At 67.9% G+C, this 20,293-nt stretch carries 22 protein-coding genes and 1 pseudogene; 9 read left to right on the forward strand and 14 right to left on the reverse strand.

Translation table 11 applies throughout. The features are described from left to right. Positions 1-111 precede the first annotated feature (111 nt). A complete protein-coding gene (locus SALMUC_RS04050; protein WP_020039860.1) occupies positions 112-1,119 on the forward strand; it encodes a zinc-dependent alcohol dehydrogenase family protein in 1,008 nt (335 codons plus the stop codon). Between the two features lie 54 nt (positions 1,120-1,173). Here SALMUC_RS04050 and SALMUC_RS04055 read toward each other — a convergent pair whose 3' ends face one another. The 13 genes from SALMUC_RS04055 to SALMUC_RS04115 form a co-directional block, all read right to left on the reverse strand. After that, positions 1,174-1,653: a copper chaperone PCu(A)C gene (locus SALMUC_RS04055; protein WP_020039861.1), complete on the reverse strand. Its 480-nt coding sequence runs from the start codon at positions 1,651-1,653 to the stop codon at positions 1,174-1,176. Between the two features lie 13 nt (positions 1,654-1,666). Next, positions 1,667-2,980 (reverse strand): FtsX-like permease family protein, encoded by a 1,314-nt coding sequence (locus SALMUC_RS04060; RefSeq protein ID WP_020039862.1) that lies wholly within the window; start codon positions 2,978-2,980, stop codon positions 1,667-1,669. Next, positions 2,977-3,657 (reverse strand): ABC transporter ATP-binding protein, encoded by a 681-nt coding sequence (locus SALMUC_RS04065; RefSeq protein WP_020039863.1) that lies wholly within the window; start codon positions 3,655-3,657, stop codon positions 2,977-2,979. The genes SALMUC_RS04060 and SALMUC_RS04065 overlap by 4 nt, the downstream gene beginning before the upstream one ends. Before the next feature lie 8 nt (positions 3,658-3,665). Further along, complete coding sequence (locus tag SALMUC_RS04070; protein ID WP_020039864.1) at positions 3,666-4,091, reverse strand: hypothetical protein; 426 nt, start codon at positions 4,089-4,091, stop codon at positions 3,666-3,668. A 110-nt stretch (positions 4,092-4,201) separates the two neighbouring features. Further along, positions 4,202-5,704 (reverse strand): alkaline phosphatase, encoded by a 1,503-nt coding sequence (locus SALMUC_RS04075; protein ID WP_020039865.1) that lies wholly within the window; start codon positions 5,702-5,704, stop codon positions 4,202-4,204. Between the two features lie 195 nt (positions 5,705-5,899). Continuing rightward, on the reverse strand, positions 5,900-6,676 hold the full coding sequence (locus SALMUC_RS04080; protein WP_020039866.1) for a Pnap_2097 family protein: 777 nt from the start codon (positions 6,674-6,676) through the stop codon (positions 5,900-5,902). Next, positions 6,676-7,944 carry an MSMEG_0569 family flavin-dependent oxidoreductase gene (locus tag SALMUC_RS04085; protein ID WP_037371158.1) on the reverse strand — a complete coding sequence of 423 codons (1,269 nt, stop codon included), beginning with the start codon at positions 7,942-7,944 and terminating at the stop codon, positions 6,676-6,678. The genes SALMUC_RS04080 and SALMUC_RS04085 overlap by 1 nt, the downstream gene beginning before the upstream one ends. 8 nt (positions 7,945-7,952) lie before the next feature. Beyond that, positions 7,953-8,240: an MSMEG_0570 family nitrogen starvation response protein gene (locus SALMUC_RS04090; RefSeq protein WP_020039868.1), complete on the reverse strand. Its 288-nt coding sequence runs from the start codon at positions 8,238-8,240 to the stop codon at positions 7,953-7,955. Beyond that, positions 8,233-9,192, reverse strand: a complete 960-nt coding sequence (locus SALMUC_RS04095; protein WP_020039869.1) for a sll0787 family AIR synthase-like protein — start codon at positions 9,190-9,192, stop codon at positions 8,233-8,235. The genes SALMUC_RS04090 and SALMUC_RS04095 overlap by 8 nt, the downstream gene beginning before the upstream one ends. Continuing rightward, entirely contained in the window at positions 9,189-9,740 is a 552-nt protein-coding gene (locus tag SALMUC_RS04100; protein ID WP_020039870.1) for an MSMEG_0567/Sll0786 family nitrogen starvation N-acetyltransferase, read from the reverse strand. The genes SALMUC_RS04095 and SALMUC_RS04100 overlap by 4 nt, the downstream gene beginning before the upstream one ends. Further along, positions 9,737-10,843 (reverse strand): MSMEG_0568 family radical SAM protein, encoded by a 1,107-nt coding sequence (locus SALMUC_RS04105; RefSeq protein WP_020039871.1) that lies wholly within the window; start codon positions 10,841-10,843, stop codon positions 9,737-9,739. The genes SALMUC_RS04100 and SALMUC_RS04105 overlap by 4 nt, the downstream gene beginning before the upstream one ends. After that, positions 10,836-11,804: a Nit6803 family nitrilase gene (locus tag SALMUC_RS04110; RefSeq protein WP_020039872.1), complete on the reverse strand. Its 969-nt coding sequence runs from the start codon at positions 11,802-11,804 to the stop codon at positions 10,836-10,838. Before SALMUC_RS04110 ends, SALMUC_RS04105 begins: the two co-directional genes overlap by 8 nt. A gap of 102 nt (positions 11,805-11,906) precedes the next feature. Beyond that, complete coding sequence (locus tag SALMUC_RS04115) at positions 11,907-12,389, reverse strand: MSMEG_0572/Sll0783 family nitrogen starvation response protein (RefSeq protein ID WP_020039873.1); 483 nt, start codon at positions 12,387-12,389, stop codon at positions 11,907-11,909. A 279-nt stretch (positions 12,390-12,668) separates the two neighbouring features. On the opposite strand from SALMUC_RS04115, the gene SALMUC_RS04120 reads away from it, so the two are divergent. After that, positions 12,669-14,036, forward strand: a complete 1,368-nt coding sequence (locus SALMUC_RS04120) for an aminotransferase-like domain-containing protein (RefSeq protein ID WP_020039874.1) — start codon at positions 12,669-12,671, stop codon at positions 14,034-14,036. 83 nt (positions 14,037-14,119) lie between these two features. On the opposite strand, the gene SALMUC_RS04125 is transcribed toward SALMUC_RS04120, so the two are convergent. Next, on the reverse strand, positions 14,120-14,752 hold the full coding sequence (locus SALMUC_RS04125; RefSeq protein WP_020039875.1) for a substrate-binding domain-containing protein: 633 nt from the start codon (positions 14,750-14,752) through the stop codon (positions 14,120-14,122). A 108-nt stretch (positions 14,753-14,860) separates the two neighbouring features. On the opposite strand from SALMUC_RS04125, the gene SALMUC_RS29455 reads away from it, so the two are divergent. The 7 genes and pseudogenes from SALMUC_RS29455 (at position 14,861) to SALMUC_RS04160 (ending at position 20,291) form a co-directional block, all read left to right on the forward strand. Further along, positions 14,861-15,031, forward strand: a complete 171-nt coding sequence (locus tag SALMUC_RS29455) for a hypothetical protein (protein ID WP_156883357.1) — start codon at positions 14,861-14,863, stop codon at positions 15,029-15,031. Positions 15,032-15,100: 69 nt separating this feature from the next. Beyond that, positions 15,101-15,508, forward strand: a pseudogene (locus SALMUC_RS31760) (amino acid ABC transporter permease); the annotation flags it as partial. A 70-nt stretch (positions 15,509-15,578) separates the two neighbouring features. Next, positions 15,579-16,235, forward strand: coding sequence for an amino acid ABC transporter ATP-binding protein (locus SALMUC_RS30915; RefSeq protein ID WP_020039879.1), 657 nt, complete (start codon positions 15,579-15,581; stop codon positions 16,233-16,235). Between the two features lie 5 nt (positions 16,236-16,240). After that, positions 16,241-16,705, forward strand: a complete 465-nt coding sequence (locus SALMUC_RS30920) for an NAD(P)-binding domain-containing protein (protein WP_084513908.1) — start codon at positions 16,241-16,243, stop codon at positions 16,703-16,705. A 165-nt stretch (positions 16,706-16,870) separates the two neighbouring features. Further along, complete coding sequence (locus SALMUC_RS04150; protein WP_020039881.1) at positions 16,871-17,155, forward strand: sll1863 family stress response protein; 285 nt, start codon at positions 16,871-16,873, stop codon at positions 17,153-17,155. 347 nt (positions 17,156-17,502) lie between these two features. Continuing rightward, positions 17,503-19,266, forward strand: coding sequence for an Ldh family oxidoreductase (locus SALMUC_RS27955; RefSeq protein WP_020039882.1), 1,764 nt, complete (start codon positions 17,503-17,505; stop codon positions 19,264-19,266). Positions 19,267-19,298: 32 nt separating this feature from the next. Then, positions 19,299-20,291, forward strand: a complete 993-nt coding sequence (locus tag SALMUC_RS04160; protein WP_020039883.1) for a sialic acid TRAP transporter substrate-binding protein SiaP — start codon at positions 19,299-19,301, stop codon at positions 20,289-20,291. Positions 20,292-20,293 lie beyond the last annotated feature (2 nt).

Raw genomic sequence — 20,293 nt, forward strand, 5'->3', positions numbered from 1 at the left:
GCCGCCGCGGCAGGGGCAGGGGATCGGTGTGGCCCGGCGGCCGCGCCGATCTAGTCTTTCCGTCAGCGGGCCCTGGGCGGGGCCGACACGAGCGAATGGAAAGATGACTTCATGAGACAGATCACGATCAAGGCGCCCGGCGGGCTCGACAACCTCCTCCCGTCGGACGCTCCCGAGGCGCCGGCGCCCGGGGTGGGAGAGATCACCGTGCGCCTGCATGCGAACGCTCTGAACTTCCATGACTACATGGTCGCGAAGCGTGAAAACGGCGCCGCCGACGGGCGCATCCCCATGGCGGACGGCGCTGGTACGGTCGAGGCCGTGGGCGAGGGTGTCGAGAGCCTCGCGGTCGGCGATCACGTCGTGTCCTGCTTCTTCCCCGACTGGCAGGAGGGCGACGACCGCCCGTCCGATTTCTCGCGCGTGCCGGGCGACGGCATAGACGGCTATGCCCGCGAGGCGGTGACCCTGCCGCAGGGCTGGGTCACGCGCGCACCTGCGGGCTGGAGCCACGAGGAAGCCGCGACCATCACCACCGCGGGCCTGACCGCGTGGCGCGCGCTGGTGGTCGACGGCGGGCTGAAACCCGGCGACACCGTCGCGGTGCTGGGCACCGGGGGCGTGTCGATCTATGCGCTGCAGCTGGCCAAGGCGATGGGCGCGCGGGTCATCGCGACCTCGTCCTCGGACGCCAAGCTCGAACGGCTGAAAGCGCTCGGCGCCGATCATGTCATCAACTACCGCACCACCCCCGAGTGGGGCGCCGAGATGCAGAACCTGACCGGCGGGCGCGGCGTCGATATCGTGGTCGAGGTCGGCGGACCAGCGACGCTGGAACAGTCGATCATCGCGGGGCGGCCCGGGGCGCACCTTGCGCTGATCGGCGTCCTGACGGGGGTCAGCGGCGAGATCCCGACAGCCAACCTGATGCGCAAGCAGCAGCGGCTGCAGGGCCTGATCGTCGGCTCGCGCAAGCACCAGGAGGATTTCGTCGCCGCGCTCGAGGGGCTGGGCATCCGCCCGGTGGTGGACAGGACCTTCGACCTCGCCCAGCTCGCCGATGCCTTCCGCTACCAGGAAAGCGGCGATCACTTCGGCAAGATCTGCGTCACCATGTGAAGGCGCCTTGGCGGCGGCGCAGGCGGCGCCGTGCGCCCGCCTTGCGCCGGTCCGTCAGTGCGTGTGACCGGCGTGACCATGGTGGCCTGCGTTCGCGGCTTCGACCGATACGAACAGGCCGATCTCGCCCAGGCTGGTCTCGAGATGCATCTCGAACGTCTCCCCTTCGGCGAGGCCGCGCGCGAGGCCCGTCAGGCGGATGGCCATGCCCTCGGGTTCGAGATGCATCTCGCGTCCCGGCGCGAGGGGCATCGGCGGGAGCACGGTGTAGACCGCCTCGCCGTTCTTCAATTCGAAGCCGACGAGGTGAGCCGTTTCGGCGAGGCCGGTTTCCGCCCCGTCGAGCGTGACTGGCTCCGCGGTGATGTTCTCGAGCTCGACGTAGACCATTGCCGTGTCGGAGGTCGTCGCCGGCGTCCAGGCGTGGAGCGCGCGGAGGCCGGCCCCTTCGCTCAGGTGGTGGTCATGGTCCTCCTCCGTCTGCGCGGAGGCAGGCATGCAAAGGCAGATGGCGAGCAGCAACATGCGCGTCATGGATTGTCCCTTCTCAGGCACGGAGACCTCCGACCACGGGCTGTCGGAGGACGATGGCGGCCGGGAGGAGCGAAAGCAGCAGAGTCGCGCTGACGAAACCGGCGAGGAAGTGGATCTCGCTCCAGCCGAGCGGGGCGCTCACGAGAATGTCGGTCCGCGCGGTGACGGCGCGCGAGAGCAGCGCCGCGGCGCCGAGCCCGGTGCCGAGCCCCAGCGCCGCGCCTGCAAGGAGCAGGGTGGCTCCGAAGGACCAGACGACGGCGAAGACGAAGCGCGCCGGCGCCCCGAGCGCGCGCAGGAGGGCGATCTGGCGCCGGAACAGGCGCGACAGGATGAAAAGCCCGAGCAGGACGCTCGCAGCCACGAGGATCTGTGTCACCAGCGCCATCAGGGACATGGCCTGCCGGACATCGCCCATGACGCGGAAAAGGTTCGAGAGCACCGTGCCGGGGAAGAAGGCCATCGTCTCGGCGTCGCGGGTGAACTCCGAACGCAGGGCGTAGTTGGCCCAGAGCTCGTCGGAATGGGTGACGATTACCGGGGTGCCGGGGAAATAGGCGGCGTCGAACGGCGGGCCGATCTGCTCCGCGCGCTCCGGAGCATGCCCGTTGGCAAGGCCGTGCACTTCCCAGACCGCTTCGACGGGCACGAGGATCGCGCGGTCCCAGGGCGTGCCGGTGGGGGCCATGTGTCCCACGACGGTCAGTTCCGAATCGCCGTGGGCGTCGTCCTCGGCGGCGTCGCCGTGCCCGTGCGCGGGGGTGAAATGGTCTCCGGTTTCGAGCGGCACCAGCGCGCCGGTCACGGCCTCCGAGCTGGTCTGCCACATCCGGCCCGTGATGCGGTCTTCGGAGAGATAGCGGACGAAGTCGGCGGTTGTGCCCACCATGGGCGCCGTGCCGTAGCTGTCGCCGAATGCGAGCGGCGCGGCGACCGAGACGTCCTCGTGACCCGCGATCTCGTCATACACCTCGCCCGGGAGCAGGGGCATGTCCGAGGGCTGAAGGTAGACGGCGGCGAACATCGCGGTCAGCTCGCTCCCGGGGGCGGCGACCACGAGGTCGAACTTGTCGGCGGCCTGCGCGGTGCCGCGCCGCAGCCCGCGCTCCTGGGCCAGCAGGCCGATGCCCATGCCGACCGAAATGGCGATCAGCAGCACGAACATCGATGCCGGCCAGCGGAACCGCCAGAGGATCGCGCGCACCAGCGGCCAGGGCGCATAGCCGCGAAGGGTCAGGATACCCACGACCAGCGCGGGCAGGAGCAGGAGCAGCGTCCAGAGGATATCCTGCGTCAGCACCGGAAGGTCTGCCCAGAGCGCGCTCATGCCGGCACCTCGTGGGACGACAGCGCGCCGTCGGATACCGTCAGGACCCGGTCCATGCGCTCGATCAGGTGCAGGTCGTGGCTGACCGCCACCAGCGTCGTGCCGGTCTCGCGGGTCATTGCGACGAGGTCCTCGATCAGCCGGTCGGCCGCTGCACGGTCGAGGCTGGCGGTGGGCTCGTCCGCCAACAGGATCGGCGCCTCGGCGGCCACGGCGCGGGCGATGGCGACGCGCTGGCGCTCGCCGCCGGAAAAGCTCGCCACGCTGCGCACCCCGGCGTCCAGCCCCAGCCGGGTCAGCCGTTCGGCGGAGCGGGCGCGCAGCGCCGCGCGTTCGGAGCGCTTGCGGAAGAGCGCGGTGACCGAGGCGTTGGCGAGCGCGTCGAGTTCCTCGAACAGCAGGAAATCCTGGAAGATCATGCCGATGTGCCCGGCCCGAAAGGCCGCCCGGCGCTCGGGCCCGAGCGACAGGAGGTCCGTGTCGCCCCAGCGCACGCTGCCGCTGGCGCGTTCGAGCAGCCCGGCCAGTGCGTAGAGGAGCGTGGATTTGCCGGCCCCGGACGCGCCGCGCACGCCGATGAGCGCGCCGGCAGGCGCCTCCAGTTCGGGGATGGACAGCAGGCGGCGGTTGCGATCCGAGGTCACGTCAAGCGCACGGACGGAAAGGGGCAGTCCCATGCGCGGTCTCAGACGTAGCTTGCGTCGGTCAGCCGGACCATGCTGAGAAACCCGGTGTCCGGATCGCGGTAGGCCCCGGTTTCGAGCACGCCGGTGGTGGTGATCTTCACGTTGAACGGCGAGACGTCGACGATCCGCTTGGTGTAGACGGCAAGGATGTCGTTGGGCCACTCGGCCTCGGACTCGCAGAAGGGGCAGACCGCCATCGGCATCTTGGTCAGCACGAAGAAGCGGCTTTCGGCCTTGAGCGGCGGGGCCATGAAGCCATCGACGGAGATGCGCTCACCGACAAGGTTGGCGGCAAGATCGGACAGGCCCGTGCCGCGACGCTCGTAGAGTTCCCGCAGGCGGAGCGTTTCATCCGCCGCGCGTCCGGGGCGCGCCAGCATCGGCGCGGCAAGTCCTGCGATCAGGAAGGTTCGTCTGGTCTGCATCCCGGTCTCCTTGGTCTTCGAGGTGTTCCGGGGTCAGGGCCCCTTGCGGGGCGTCCGGAACGGGGCAGGGGGCCCGCAAGGGGCCCCCTGCGACGATCAGGTCCGCACGATCACTCGGCGGTGACGGCGTGATGCATCACGTGGAAGATCACGTTCTGCTCGAGCGTGCTGTCGAACAGGTGCGCCCAGGGGCCCTTGGCGTAGACGGCGACGTCCTCGCCCGAGTGGCTTTCCGACGACTTGGGCACCAGCGCCTGCTGGACGTAGTCGAGGTCGGTCGCGTCTTCCTGGGTGATCTCGGGGCGGCCCTCCGGGGCAGCGAAGGTGCCGTCTTCCTGCTCGACGAGGACCGAGCCCGCGCCATTGAGGTAGCCGACCACGGTGAAGGGCTTGCCGTCAGAGCCGAGCACCAGCTCGTCCGAGTGCTTGTCGCCGTGCTGCGCGATGTCGTAGCACAGGCCCATGATGTCCGAGCCGCGGCCGCAGTAGCCGTTGAGCGCCAGTGCGTGCTCGTGGTCGGCGGTGACGATGATCAGCGTGTCTTCGTCATCGGTCATCTCGTCGGCCATGGCCACGGCCTCGGCGTAGGCGACACCGTCGCGCACGACGCGGGCGGCGTTGCCGGCGTGGTTGGCGTGGTCGACGCGGCCGGCCTCGATCTCGAGGTAGTAGCCGTTCTCGTTCTGCGACAGGAACTCGATGGCCTTTTTCGTCATGTCGGCGAGCGAGGGCTCGTCGTCATCGGCGCGGTCGGCCTCGTATTCCATGTGGCTGTCGTTGAACAGCGCCAGGACCGGGGCGTCGGTGGTGAGCGCGTCGAAGGTTTCGGTGTTCCAGGCGTACTGGGCGCCGAGACCGGTGGCGCGGTCGATCAGGTTCACGCCGTCGGCGCGACGGCCCGAGCCGCCCTCGTCGGTCTCGACACCTTCCGGCACGAAGTGACGGCGGCCGCCACCCATGGCGAAGTCGATCATGCCCGCTTCCATCTGGTCGATGAGCTGCGTCGCGATGTCGGTCTGGATGCCGTCGCACTCTTCCGGGACGCTGTCTTCCCAGTTGCGGTTCGCGGTCTTCGAATAGACGGCGGCCGGTGTCGCGTGGGTGACGCGCGCGGTCGAGACGAAGCCGACCGACTTGTCCATGCCGGTGACGATCTCGCCGAAGGTGGTCAGCTCGTTGCCTTCAACGGTCGAGCAGTCGTCGTGGATCGCGTCGCCGCCGAGGTTGATCAGGTTGAAACGCTGCTTGACGCCGGTGTTCATCGCGCCCGCCGTCGGGGCCGAGTCCGGGGTCTGGGCGTTGATGTTGTAGGTCTTGATGAGCGCCGACGACCAGTCGGGCGTCTCGTAGGGCAGGACGTTCTCTTCGCCGAGCATGCCTTTCTGCTGACCGTCGAAGAGGCGCGTGATGTAGTTCGTGCCGACGCCGTTGCCGTCTGCCACGAGAACGATGATGTTCTTTGCGGTGTTGGTGTTGGGCTGACGGTCGATCATGGCTTGAACGGCGCTCTGGCCGTCGGTGAACCATTGGCTCTCGGCCTGGGGCAGGTCCTGTGCGATGGCGCCGGTGGCAGCGAAGAGCGCCAGGGCCGAAACGGAAAGGGTGGTCTTCATGAGAATCCTCTGAACACGGGTATTGGTGGTCGCCACATGGGCGGACATGCGCCTGAAACACCCTTTGGGTAACATCCGTGTGACGACCCGCGGATTGCTCCGCGTTTGTCATCTTCGCCCGTTGGACCATGAGCTCTGGAAACTGCCGATGACGCGATCAGCGGGCGTCGGGTCCGGAGCCGCGCGGTGGCCTGTTCAGCTGGCGCGCTCTTCGATGGCCCGGGCAATGATCCGGCCGTCCTCGCGGGCAATGGTCGTCTCTGACCCGGTGCGCCGGATATGCACGGCCTCGCCGGCATCGAGATTGCCCAGGTAGACAAGCTCGCGCATGCGGATCGGGGACAGGCCCGGGGCCGCGGTCTCGGCAAGGCGGCTGAAGCTGGGGAAATAGAGCAGACCGACCGCGTTGAAATCGAGCGCAGGGCAGGGCTCGATCCGGCAGGTGTCGTCCAGCGCCATTCTATGGCCGCGCAACCCGCGAGAGACGTCCGTCGCCCGCGCGGCGAGGGCGGTCAGATCTGGCCCGGCAGCGGGAAAAGCGCCCTCGCGATCCGGTCGGGCGCGGACGATCCGGCAGTTCGAGCCGGTCTCGTCATGTGTCACGAAGGTCGAGAGCATCAGCAGCGTGCCAACAATCCGCCCGCCGACCGTGAACACGTGCCGGGAGCCGGTTCGTGCCCCGCCGAGGCCGGCAATCTCGGAGCGGATGAAAAGGTCTTGCCCCAGCAGCTCGCCGGTGGGCGCCAGCTCCAGGCGTGTCGCGCAAAAGGCGGCGTAGAGCGGCCTGCCATCCTCGGCGCGAAAGCGCAGGCCGTCCTGGCCGAGCGCCGAGGCGATGAGCGTCCAGTGAATGTCGCCGCAGGCCGCCAGCAGCCATTGCTCGGAAATCCCGTGGGGGCAAAGCTGCTGCATCCCGAGCATCTGCCGCGTCTCGGCCGCGACACCTCTCTCGTCCGCACGTCCGTCCAGCATCAGCCGACCCGCCGGGCCGGGACGGCCAGTTGCTCCGCGATGCGCCCGGCCAGGTAGCGGCTGTCCTCCTCGATCCCGAGAAAACGGCCCGAGCCCCAGGTGTTCAGCCAGCCCAGGCCGATGAAATGCAGCCCCTTGTGGTCAGTTACACCCCGGTGGAAGACCGGCTTGCCACGCTCGTCGAAGACGTCGGCCTTGATCCACGAATAATCCGGTCGAAAGCCGATGGCCCAGAGGACCGAGGTGATGCCGGCCTCGGCGAGGTCGATCCGCGTGCGTTCCTTCTTGGGTTCCCAGACCTTGACGAAGGGCGGCTCTTCGGGCGCCTCGATCCCCTCGCGGGCGATGTAGGCGTCGATCTGGTCGCGGATGCCGACATAGGAGCGGTCGGCGTCGTCGAGGTTCTTCGCAAGGTCCGGCAGGAAGGTGACTTCGGTCCCGTCCATCCCGGCGAGCGAGCCGTAGAGCGCGACCCCGTGGTCGACATGGAAGCGGCGCAGGTCGATCTCCTTGCCGCCGTCGCGGCCGGACATGTAGTGGTTCGTCTGGGTGAGCGCCTTTACAGGGTCGGGATGGGCGTCGATGGTGATGTCGTAGTGACCCGCGTCATAAAGCCAGTCGGTCGCATCGCGGCCACGATACCGGCGGGGGCTGCGCGGAGCCGGGCCGACCGCTAGATGCACCTCGCGGCCCGCGCGCACGAAATCCTCCATGACCTGCACGCCCGACTGCCCGGTGCCGACGATCAGCACGCCGCCGTCGGGCAGCTGTTCGGGCCGGCGGTAGTCGACCGAATGCATCTGCACGATGTCAGGCGACAGGTCCCTGGCGTAGTCCGGCTCGATCGGGGTGTCGTAGCCACCGGTCGCGATCACCACCTGGTCGCAGGTCCAGTCGCCGGCCGATGTCTCGACCCGGAAGCCGCCCTGGGCGCGCGGCGCGACGCGGGTGACCTCGACATGCTCGCGGATGTCGGGGCGGGTCTTCTCGGCGAAGGCGCGAAGATAGTCCGTGATCTCGTCCCGAAGCATGAAGCCGTCGGGGTCGGTGCCGCCATATTCGCGGTCATAGTGGAAGTCGGGCAGGCGGCACTGCCAGTTCGGCGTGACGAGGCAAAAGCTGTCCCAGCGGTTGACCCGCCACGAATGAAAGGCCTCGTTGCGCTCGAAGATGATGCTCTCGATGCCTTTCTGCCGCAGGCACCACGCCATCGAGAGGCCGGCCTGTCCGCCGCCTACGATGATCACGGGAATATGGCCCTCTGTCATGGTCATGCTCATTGGCTGATGTCGAGACAGGCGACCGTCGCGCCGTCCTGTCCGGCGAAGTCGGTGATGCGGGTCTCGATCCGGTCAAGCTGCGCCATGGCCGAGGTGCAGGCAAAGCCGTATTTCGCCGCGACCCTGTTCGAGGCCCGCTCCATGGCGACGCGCGAGCGGGTCAGGAAATCGTCGACCGGGTAGCATTGTCCGGGTTCGAACAGTTCGGTGACGACCGAGGACGGGGAATAGAGCCGCTCTTCGGCGCCGTCGGGCCAGCGAACGGTCCAGTAGGTTTCAGGCATGGGGGCCTCCAAGATCGAGATAGGGGGTGGCGGCGTGGTCCCAGAAGGTGGCCGCGCCCGTTTCGCCGGTCAGGCGCAGGGCGCTGCCCTGGGTGACCGAGCCGATGGCGGCGGCCTCGATGCCGCGATGGGCGAAGCGTTGGCAGACGGCGCCGACGTCGCTGGGCTCGACCGACAGCAGGAAGCCGAAGCTGGGGAAGCTGCGCAGCCAGCGGTGCAGCGGAACGCCCGGCGGCGGCCGGAGCGCGCCGGTGTCGATGTCGATGCCCACGCCCGAGCATTCCGCCAGCATCAGCGCGGTGCCCACGATGCCGCCCTGGCTGATGTCCTTGCCCGCGCGGATGAGGCCGTCTTCCGCCAGCGCTGGCAGCAGCGCGAGGTCGCCACGCAACCGCGGGCCGGGCGCGTCGAGCGCGGCGCAGAAATTGTCGAAGTTGCGATAGCGGCCCCGGTGGTCGATGGCGGCGATCAGCACGTCGCCGGGCGCCGCATCGAAGCTGGTGACGAGCCGCTCGGCCCGTCCGAAAACCGAAGCCGCGATGCCGAGCTGCGGCGCGGCGAGGTTCGTGTGTCCGCCGACCACCGGAACGCCATAGGCGGCCGAAGCGTCGCGCAGGCCCTGCAGCAGTGGCGCGGCCGTCGCCTGGTCCGGGGCCCAGACCTGGTCGATCAGCGCCACGGACCGCCCGCCCATGGCCGCGATGTCCGAAAGGTTCACCATCATCGCGCACCAGCCGGCAAACCAAGGGTCGTCCTCCACGAAACCGGGGATGAAACCTTCGCCGGCCAGCAGGTCGTAGCCGCCGTCGCGCGCAAGCGGCGCGGCGTCGTCCCCGGGGCTGCCTTCCGAAGCCGCGTCCAGTCCCAGTGTCCGGGTCGCGTGCGCGATGCCCAGTTTCGACCGGATCGAGGGATGCGCCCGCAGCTCTTCGGCCAGCGTCTCGAGGCTCATGCGCGCGCCTCGCGCAGCCTCGGGCGGTGATACCAGCCTGCGACCGGGTCGGCGCAGGGCGGATAATGCGCGAGATCCGCCTCCATCCGCATGTGCGGCGCGCCGTGGATCGCGACCTCTTCGAGCGGATTCCAGTGCAGGCGGCGAAAGAGCGTCACGTTCTGCATCTGCACATGGGCGAGAAACCGGTCGCAGCCGCGCGCGTTGGCGGTGCAGACGGCCAGCCGGATCAGCTCGGCCCCGAGCCGGCCCACCGCGCGGAAGTCGCTGTCCACCGCAAGGCGGGAGCCCCACCACAGGCGCGGGGCCTCCTCGTGGATGCGCACCGTGCCGACCACCTGGTCGGCCTCGTGCGCATAGGTCGAGAGCGCCACGAGATGGGTGGCGATCAGGTCGATCCCGTCGCGATCGTGCCCTTGAAAGATCCTCTGTTCCTCGACGAAGACCCGGTGCCGCAGCGCCTGCGCGCCCTCGGCCTCGAACCGTTTTGAGGCGGCACGGATATAGTAGCCCGGGCTCTGGTAGTCGCGCGGTTCGAACTCGATCATGCGGGCACCTTGAGCTTTTCGTAGGTGGCCAGCGCCGAGCAGGCGCCGCACTTGCCGCAGCCGGCCTTCATCTCTGACGACAGGATACCGGCGCGGGCGATCATCTGGCCCAGTGGGCGCAGGATCTGCTCCATGAATTCGGAGGAGGGCGCCGGATGGCTTTCCAGCGGGGTGCCCGAGATCGGCACGAAAGGCACCACAAAGGGATATACGCCCATTTCGCAGAGCTTTTCGCTCATTTCGAGGATCGCCACGGGCGTGTCCCCGAGACCCGCGAGGATGTAGGTCGAGACCTGCCCGCGCCCGAAGACCTTCACCGCCGCCTCGAAACTGGAGAGGTATTTCTCCAGCGGGACGCTCGCCTTGCCGGGCATGATGCGTTGGCGCACCTCCGGGGTCACGGCCTCGAGATGCATGCCAAGGGAGTCGATGCCGGCGTCGTGCATCCGCCGATGCCAGGCGTCGTCCTCGGGCGGCTCGCACTGGCCCTGCAGGGGCAGGTCGATGGCGGCCCTGATCGCCTCGGCGCTTTCGCAGAGCACCTTCGCGCCGCGGTCCTTGCCCGCGGGCGTGCCGGTGGTCAGCACCATGTGGGTCACGCCGTCCAGCTCGACCGCGGCCTTGGCCACTTCGGCCAGTTGCTGCGGCGTCTTGTGGGCGATGGTGCGCCCGGCGGCGAGGCTCTGCCCGATCGAGCAGAACTGGCAGGTCTTCTTGCGGCTCTCGTAGCGGATGCAGGTCTGAAGCACGGTCGTCGCCAGCACGTCCTTTGAATGCAGCGCGGCGATGTGGCTGTAGGGGATGCCGTCCGCGGTCCTGCGCTGGTAGAACCGCGCCGGCGTCGGAAAGCGCACCACGGCCACTTCGGAGCCGTCGCGGGTGACGCGGGCCGCGCCGGTGTCGTCGGGCGCCTCGACAAGATACGGGCTGTCGAAGCTGGGCGCGGTATGGACCGGGATCATCACCGTGCGCTCGCCGATGGAGATCGCCTTGTGGTCCGAGGGCCCTGCGCCGCCGCGGCGGCTTTCCTGCCCGGCGCGGGGATCGACGAGGCGCATCCCGTGGGTCTGCAATTCGTTGATGAGCTGGGCGTGGTCAGACATCCTCGCTGTCCTCCTGCGGTTCCGGGGCGAGATCGGTGGCGTGGCGCGTCCGGGCCGGGCGCGCATCGTGGTTCAGCGACAGCAGTTCGGGCCGGGCGTAGTGGCCGACGCTGTCCATCATGCGCTTGCGCTTGGCGACGAGCTTCATGTCGAGGTCGGCGATCAGGATGCCTTCGCCCTCGGTCAGGGGCTCGGCGAGGTGGCGCCCCTCGGGCGAGATGATGCAGGTCATGCATCCGCTGCGCATGGCCTTCTGCAGCTTGGGATCGGGGTGGATCTGCGCGATCTGCTCTTCGGTCAGCCAGCCGGTGGCGTTGACCACGAAGCAGCCGGACTCCAGCGCGTGGTGGCGCATGGTCACCTCGATCTGGTCGCGGAACACGTCGCCCACGAGGCTGCCGGGGTAATGCCCCGCGTGAATCTCTTCGTGCTGGGTCATCAGGGCGTAGCGGGCGAGGGGGTTGTAGTGCTCCCAGCAGGCCAGCGCGCCCACGCGGCCGACGCGGGTGTCGACCACCTTGAGCCCGGCGCCATCGCCCTGACCCCAGACCATGCGTTCGTGATAGGTCGGTGTGATCTTGCGCCGCTTGAGCTTCAGCGTGCCGTCGGCGTCGAAGATGAGTTGCGCGTTGTAGAGCGAGCCGTGGTCGCGCTCGTTCACGCCCAGCACCACCACGACGCCGCGCTTGGCCGCGGCATCGGCCACCGCCTGCGTTTCGGGCGAGGGCACGACGACCGCTTCCTTCATCAGCTCGAGATGCGGCGCGCCCTGCTGCGCCGGGGGCAGCACGAAGCTGAAATAGGGATAGTAGGGCACGAAGGTCTCGGGAAAGACGATGAACTCCGCGCCCTTGTCGGCGGCCTCGGCGATGGCATTCAGCACACGCTCGATGGTCCCGGCGCGTCCGTTGAGGTCCGGGGCGATCTGGACGGCGGCGGCGCGGATGGTGTCGGTTCTCATGGGAGTGCCTCCGGGGTCGTGACAGGTGCCGGGCCGAGGGACGGAGGCGGCCCGGCAGCCGGAGGCGAGGGGCGCCCCCGGCGGGGAGAGGGCCGCGTGGCCTCAGACGGTCCAGGTGTCGAGGATCACCGCGTCGGCCTTCTTGTGCAGCAGGATGCAGTCGAGCACGTCCTGCGGCGCGATCGGCGTGATCCCGGGCAGCAGCGAGGGTTCGCCGTGGCCGTAGAGCGCCTGCAGCGCGAAGCGGCAGGCATAGACCTTGCCGCCTTCGCCCATGAACTTCTTGAGGTTCGCCGCGAAGTTCTGGTGTCCGGGGAAGGCCTCGTCGCCCAGCGTCGGGAAACCGCGCTGGATGCCCAGCGTCACGCCGGGGCCGTAAAGCAGGATCGAGGTCTCGTACCCTTTGCGATTGAGGCGGATCGCGTTGAGAATGTTCACGAGGCCGATCGAGCCCTCGAATGCGACGGTGTGGAAGGTGACGAGCGCCTTCTCTCCCTCGTCGGCCTTGACGTCCTCGAAGACCTTTTCCTCGTAGTCGACGAAGAAATCCCCGTCCTTGTGTGCTTCCGTGGTGACTGCCGGCATGTTGCCCTCCTTGCTGGTCGTGCAAACAGGGATGGCGCTGCAAAATTGATTGCATCAATAGGCAGTTCAATATGCATACAATAAACTTGCCCTGGATCGCTGGCGCTACGCCGGGATGCCGAATTAATACGCGTATGACGGCGCGAAGTGCCGTATTTTGCGCATCTCGAAAGGGCACCTGCCGGGCGGTCCGGTCAGTGATTCTGAACGCCCATACAATTTCCCCTTCAATCGGCGGTTGGTCTGGCATAGACATTCCAAAAATCGAAGGCAGGACTGATGATCGACTGGGTTCCCGACACGCTCGATGGTGGCAAGCCGCGCTATCAGGCGATTGCAGATGCCATCGCGGGCGACATCCGCAGCGGGCGGCTGGCCGACGGGATGCGCCTGCCGCCGCAGCGCCGGCTGGCGGCGGCGCTGGGGATCGACTTCACAACCGTCTCGCGCGCCTATTCCGAGGCTCAGGCGCGCGGCCATATCGAGAGCCACGTCGGGCGCGGAACCTTCGTGAAGGGGCGCGTCGTAACCGACCGACCCGACCCATCGCGCACCGGCGAGGCCGACCTGTCGATGAACATGCCGCCCGAGCCGATGGACCCCGAATTGCGGCAACGGATGCAGGAGGGGCTGGGCTATGTCTCGGCCAACCTCGTCGACCTGCTGCGTTACCAGTCTCCGACCGGCTCCGAGCGCGACCGGGTCGCCGCGTCGAGCTGGCTCAGCATGCGCGGCATGGTGCCCGCGCTTGAACGGGTCGCGGTCACGCCGGGTGCCCATGCCACCATGGCCGCGATCCTGTCCATCATCACGCGCCCCGGCGACACGGTGCTCTGCGAGGCGATCACCTATCCCGGCTTCCGCAACGTGGCCGGGCGCTTCCGCCTGAACCTCGTCGGCATCGAGATGGACGAGGACGGCATCCTGCCCGACGCGCTGGAGGCGGCGATCCGGACCCACGGGCCCAAGGCGCTCTACCTCAACCCCACTCTGCAGAACCCCACGACCCTGACCATGCCCGAGGCCCGCCGGCTCGAGGTGGCCGAGGTGCTTCGGCGGCACGAGCTGATGCTGATCGAGGACGACGCCTACGGCTTCATCCCGGCAAAGTCTCCGGCGCCGATCGCGCTGTCTGCGCCCGACCTGACCTGGCACATCGGGGGGCTCGCCAAGTGCATCGGCGCCGGCCTGCGCCTGGCTTTCACGATCGCGCCGACGCCTCGCTGTGCCTATCACCTCGTGCAGGCGATCCGCGCGCTGTCGGTCATGCCGTCGCCGCTCTCGATGGCGCTGGTCACGCAATGGATCGAGGACGGAACGGCCGACGGCATCCGCCGCTTCATTCGCGCCGAAAGCGCCGCGCGACAGGAGATTGCCGCAGAGGTGCTCGCGCAGGTCTCGTATCGGGGCGCCGGGAATGCCTTCAACATCTGGCTGGATTTGCCCGCGGGCGTAGGCCGGGCCGATGTCGTCGCCCGCATGGCGCCCCGCAAGATCGGATTGATGCCCTCGGATGCATTTACCGTGCTGGGCAGCCCCGGCGAGCAGCTGCGCGTCTGCCTCGGGGGGCCGAGCTCGCGCGAGGCCCTGCGGGAAAACCTGAACTTGATGGCGAATGCGCTGGTCCCGAACAGTTTCATGGGGTGATGTGCCGGGCGTGATCGCGGTTGGGGCTGCGGGAGCAGAGATCGGCTGCGGATCAGACGCATCATCCGGGCATGACCTTGGCCTTACTGGCAGAACGCGGTTTCGTTGCCGACTGACCGGATCATGTTCGACACCTCTTCCAGCACGCCGAGTGTCGAGCCCTTGTTTCTCCCGATGAAGACCTCCTGCATTGGCAGGTGCACGCCGGTTTCGATGACCTGGACGCTGTCCTGTCGCAGCTGCTGTTGCAGCAGCCGCTTGGGCAGGATCCCGAGACCGGATCCGGCTTCGACCAGCCTCACGATGACGCCGAGACTGTCGCAGAAGTTCATGCGCAGCGGGTGGTGAAGCGTGCCGCTCAGGGCGTTGGTCGTCAGGTGATAGATGTTCGACGGCGGGGGCGTCGACAGGATCCTCTGCCGCAACAGGTCTGCGTCCGTTGCCCCCTCGCGCGGCAGTCCGAGGCGCGGTGACGTAAGCCAGGCGACCGACTGGCGCCCCAGCAGTTCCAGGTCGAGGTTCTCGCGTTTCGGCGGCGTGGAGAGCATCGCGATGTCGAGCAAACCCTCGGACAGCTGACCGGCCAGATCGTGGCTGGTGTTCACGGCAATCGAGATGCGGGTTTCTGGAAAGCGCTCGTCCAGCGCATCCAGCAATGCGGGCAGGGCCACGACATCGGCAAGACCCGGGAATTCGACCCCGAGCGGCTGGAGCAATGGGCCGAACGTCCCCACCGCTTTGGCCAGCCCTCGTTCCGGCACTCCGCCTACAGCGTGCACGTCTGCCGCTCGGTCGGACTCCCCGAAGAGATCGCGCACATCTGCATGGGTCACTCGCTCGAGGGTGCGCATGTCGGCCACAGCACCGAGTGCTTCATCATCCGGCAGGCCGACCACGCCTGGTGGCACGTCGCGGCCGCGCTGGGCCTGTGCGATCCGGATACCATCGCCTTTGCCGGCACCTCGCTGCGGGTGCGCCCGGTCGGCGAAAGCTGAGGCGGGGCAGGGCGGCCGCGGAGCAGGCACATGGATTACAATTTCCAATTCGGCGCACTCGCGGCCTACATGCCCGATCTGGTGTCGGGTCTGGGCCTCACGCTTCTGCTGTCCTTTGTCGGCATCTTCGGCGGGCTGGCCCTGGGCATTCTCGGCGCGGTCGCGTTGGTGCGGGCGCCGGGGCCGCTGAACTGGGCCGTGCGGATCTACGTCGAGATCATGCGCAACACGCCCATGCTGGTGCAGATCTTCGTGATCTTCTTCGGGCTGCCCAGCCTTGGCGTGAGGCTGTCGCCGTTCACCTCCGTTCTGATCGCCATCGTGCTGAACAACTGCGGCTACGTGACCGAGATCGTTCGCGTCGGCATCCAGTCGATCCACAAGAGCCAGGTCGAGGCGGCCGAGAGCCTTGGCCTGACGCCGGTCCAGACCATGCGCTTCGTGGTGCTGCCGCCAGCGCTGGAAAAGGTGATGACGCCGGTGATTTCGCAGTCGGTGCTGCTGATGCTGTCGACGAGCCTCGTCTCGGCCATCGGGGTCGCTGGACGTGGCCGCCGGAGAGGTGATCGCCCTCATCGGCCGCAGCGGGTCGGGCAAGAGCACGCTGCTGCGTTGCCTGAACGGGCTGGAGACCATCGAGGACGGCAGCATCCGGATCGCCGGCCACGCGATGACGCGCAACCCGGCGGACCTGCGCGCGCTGCGCCGCGACGTCGGTATCGTGTTCCAGAGCTACAACCTCTTCCCGCATTTGTCGGCGGGCGAGAACATCATGCTGGCGCCGGTGCAGGCCAAGGGCATGTCGAAATCCGCCGCCCGGGCCGAGGCGCAACGGTGCCTCGATCTCGTCGGGCTCGGCGACAGGTTCGCCTCCTGTCCCGACATGCTGTCGGGCGGCCAGCAACAGCGCGTCGCGATCGCGCGGTCGCTTGCCATGCAGCCGGCGGTGATGCTCTTCGACGAGGTCACCTCGGCGCTGGACCCGGAATTGACCGAAGAGGTGCTGAACGCGATCGAGAACCTCGCGGCGCAGGGCATGACCATGGTTCTCGTCACGCACGAGATGGGGTTCGCCCGGCGGGTTGCCGACCGGACCGTGTACATGCGCGATGGCGTGATCCACGAGCAGGGGCCGTCCGAACAGCTGTTCACCGAGCCACGCACGCCGGAGTTGCGTGCGTTTCTGAAGACCGAGCTGGAGTGAGGGTGATGTCGGTTCGAGAAGGAATTTCGTTGTCGGGCTGCGGCACGATGGGGCAGGCCATCGGCGGGCGTCTCCTGGCGTGCGGTCATGCGCTCACCGTCTTCGACCCGAACGCCGCCCATGCCGAGCCATTGGCCGCGATGGGCGCCCGAATGGCCGGGTCCTCTGCCGAAGCGGCGTCCTCCGCCCGCTTCCACGTGCTGAGCCTCAACTCGGCGCGCATCGTGGAACAGGCCGTCTTTGGCCCGAAGGGGCTCTGCGAGGGTGCCCGCGAGGATTTCTCGCCGACCGGCCGGATCGACAACATGGTCAAGGACCTCTCCGCGGTTCAGGATCTTGCGCGGTCGACAGGCACGGCGATGCCGCTGACCGGCCTGTGCTGCGAGATCCACCGGCTTCTCGTCAGTGCCGGGCTGGGCCCGGCGGACAACGCGGCCCTCATTTCGTTCTACGACGGTCCGAGGAATTAGCGAGGCGAGCCGACTTCGGCTGTCTGGAAGGGGCGCTGGCGCGACCGTGGAAGCCGCAAGGTCCGAGCTCGGAGCGGGGCTATCCCGGGCCTGTTTGACCCTGCGCAAGGCGCGGCCCCTCTGCCTGGCTATACTGGGGCCGGAGACCGAAGGAGGGCTGGCATCATGACGGAACGCGAAGACTGCATCGAGAAAGCCCGTGCCCATCTCGCGGACTGGACCGCCGAGATCGAGGCGATGGAAGCGCGCATGAACCAGGCTCCCGACGCGGCGAAGGTCTACTACGCCAAGACGCTGACGTTCATGCGTCAGCGCCGCGACGATGCCGAGGCGGAACTCGCGAAGGTGCAATCGGCGGACGAGGGCGCATGGCCGGCCATCCAGGCCGATTTCCACGAGGCCTGGGAGGAGATCGCGTCGGCGATCCGGGATACCCGGTCCCGGTTCTAGCCGGGCCGGGCTGCAGCACATCGCGTTGGGCAAGCCCTTAGGGACGCAGTTTCGTCGAAAGCGTCAACGCCCCGGCGCGGCAATGAGAGCCTCAAAGCGACCTCCCGCGCTGGTCTGAGCCATGCCCGCCATTTGATCGCGGCACGCCGCGACGGCCATCACTGCCGCCAGCAGCGAAGCCTCGGCTTGCTCGCGCCGCGGTAAGACCTCCACGGGTCAGGGAGGGCCCGGACCCGCAACAGGCATGCCCCCTGATCGAAGGCAATCCGGGGCATGTCACGATGTCCAACAATTCATTGCATCGCTTGGCGTATCATATACCATCCGCGTCGGAGGAGACGATCACATTGGAAACAACCATCGGCCAACAGCCGATTGACCGGCTGAAACTGTCGGAACGAGCGCGTGAGTCGATCCGCGAGCGGATCATTTCGGGCCAGTTCTCGATGGGCGAAAAGCTGACCGAGTCCGGGCTGGCGCGCCTGCTCGGCGTCAGCAAGAGTCCCGTGCGCGAGGCGCTTCTGCAGCTTGAGCGCGAGGGCCTGATCGTGCTGTCGGCCAATCGCACGACCCATGTGTTCTCGATGGGGGCCTCGGAGATCGCCGAACTGGGCGAGCTTCGCCAGATCCTGGAAAGCGAGGCGATGCGTCTGGCTTGCTTGCGGAACCCCGGACCGCTGGGACAGGCGCTCGTGGCTATCGTTGCGCGGATGGAGCAGGCGCTGTCCCGGGATCAGAGCGAAGCCTACAAGCTGCTGGATCAGGAATTCCACAGGGCGATTTTCGAGCATTGCGGGAACAGCTACGTCCGGGCGAACTTCCGGATGCTGTCCTTTCGCGTCCAGGCGCTGCGCAACCGGCTCTCTATGGACCCCGAACTGAACGCGCGCTCGCTCAAGGAGCACCAGGGAATCCGGGACCTGGTCCTGTCGGGACGCCATGACGAGGCGTTGGCGCTGCTTCAGAGCCACATCTGCGAGACCACGACCAACTACCTGGACCTTGTTGCAGAGCCCGATGCGGACAAGGCGGGTGCCGTGCCGGCGATCCGTGTCGCGACCGAGGAGATGGAGCGCTTCTCTCGCGCATCTCTCGAGGCGGTGGGGGCGGACCCGGCGACGGTGGAGGCTGTGACCCGCGCGCTGATGCATGCTTCGACGCTTGGCGTGGACACGCACGGCTTCCGGCTGTTGCCGCATTACCTCAAGGCGCTGTCCGGCGGGCGGGTCAACCGGGCGCCGTCTCCGCGCATCACGGCCGGAACGGGCGGCGCCTGCGTGCTGGATGCGGACAATGCGCACGGTGCGCTGGCGGCCTACGAGGCGGTCGGGATCGCGGTAAAGCGTGCGCGGGAGTTCGGCCTGGGCGCCGTGGCCATCCGCGGATCGTCGCATTTCGGCGCTGCGGGCGCCTATGCGACGGCAATCGCGGAACAGGGCATGATGGGACTGGCCTTCTGCAACTCGGATGCCTTCGTGCGACTGCACGGCGGGGCAGAGCGGTTTCACGGCACCAATCCCATCGCGGCCGCGGCCCCGGCCGAGGAGGGGCCGCCGTGGCTGCTCGACATGGCAACGAGTGCGATCCCGTTCAACCGGGTCATGTTGAGCCGGAGCCTGGGCCTGCCGCTGCCGGAGAGCGTCGCCTCGGACGCGCAGGGCGTGAACGTGACGGACCCCGCCGAGGTCGAGATGCTGGCGCCGCTGGGCGGCGCGCTCTTCGGCTACAAGGGGGCCGGGCTGGCCGGGCTGTCGGAGATCCTGTCCTCGGCGTTCTCGGACGCGCCGCTCAGCGCGGAACTGCTGCCGATGGTTTCGGACGACATGTCGACGCCGCGTGGTCTCGGGGCCTTCGTCATGGCACTGGACCCGGAGGCCTTTGCCGGCACGGCGGTCTTCCGGGCCGTCATGAGCCGTTACCTGGATGCGATCCGCGGGTCGGAGGTGGCCGCGGATCAGCGGGTGATGGCGCCGGGGGACCGCGAGTGGGAGGAGGCGGAAAACCGGCGCAAGACCGGCATCAAGCTCGACGAGACAACGGTGACGGACCTCGGCGCTTTCGCCGGGGAGCACGGAGTGGACCCGCTGCGGACCATTTCCGTGGGGAGTTGACGAAAAACGATCGGAATAGGGAGGAAAAACCGATGACGTTTACCTTGAAGCAGACGACGATCCTGGCGGGCGCGGTGGCGCTCGCGACGGCGGCATCCGGGGCGACGGCCCAGGAGGCCGAGCGCGTCCTGAAGTTCGCGCATGTCTACGAGACGAGCGAACCCTATCACTCCTGCGCCGTGGATGCGAACGGCCCCCTGATGGAAGCGACCGAAAACCGCTACGGGATCGAGGTCTACCCGGCCTCGTCGCTGGGCAAGGAAGTGGACATCAACGAGGGCCTCGGCCTCGGTACCGTCGACATCATCTACACCGGACAGCTCTTCGCGGGCCGCGCCTATGGCCCCATCGCCATCGGCGGCGCGCCCTACATGTTCCGTGACTACGACCACTGGGATGCGTTCCGCAACTCGGACCTCTTCGGAGAGCTGTCGCAGGGCTACACGGACGCGACCGGCAACCACATCGTGGCGATGACCTACTACGGCAACCGCCACGTCACGTCGAACAAGCCGATCACCACCCCCGAGGACATGGAAGGGCTCAAGATCCGCGTGCCGAACGCGCCGCTCTACATGATGTTCCCCGAGGCCACGGGCGGCAACCCGACCCCGATCGCCTTTGCCGAGGTCTATCTCGCGCTGCAGCAGGGCACCGTGGACGCGCAGGAAAACCCGCTTCCGACGATCCAGGCCAAGAAGTTCTACGAGGTGCAGTCGGACATCAACCTGACCGGCCACATCACCGACGCGCTGCTGACGATCGTGGGGGGGCCGACCTGGAACGGCATGTCCGAAGCCGACCGCGAGGCGCTCGTCGGAGTGCTCGAGGACACGGCGGTCTGCGCCACCGACGCCATCCGGGAGTCCGAGGCCGAATTGACCCAGTGGTTCCGTGACGAGGGCGTGAACGTGAACGAGGTCGACCGCGGGCCGTTCATCGAGGCGGTCAAGGCCATGCACAACGGCGAGATGGCGACCTGGGACCAGGAGACCTACGACCGTCTCCAGGCCATCGGGCAATAACG

Source organism: Salipiger mucosus DSM 16094 (assembly GCF_000442255.1).
GTDB classification, from domain to species: domain Bacteria; phylum Pseudomonadota; class Alphaproteobacteria; order Rhodobacterales; family Rhodobacteraceae; genus Salipiger; species Salipiger mucosus.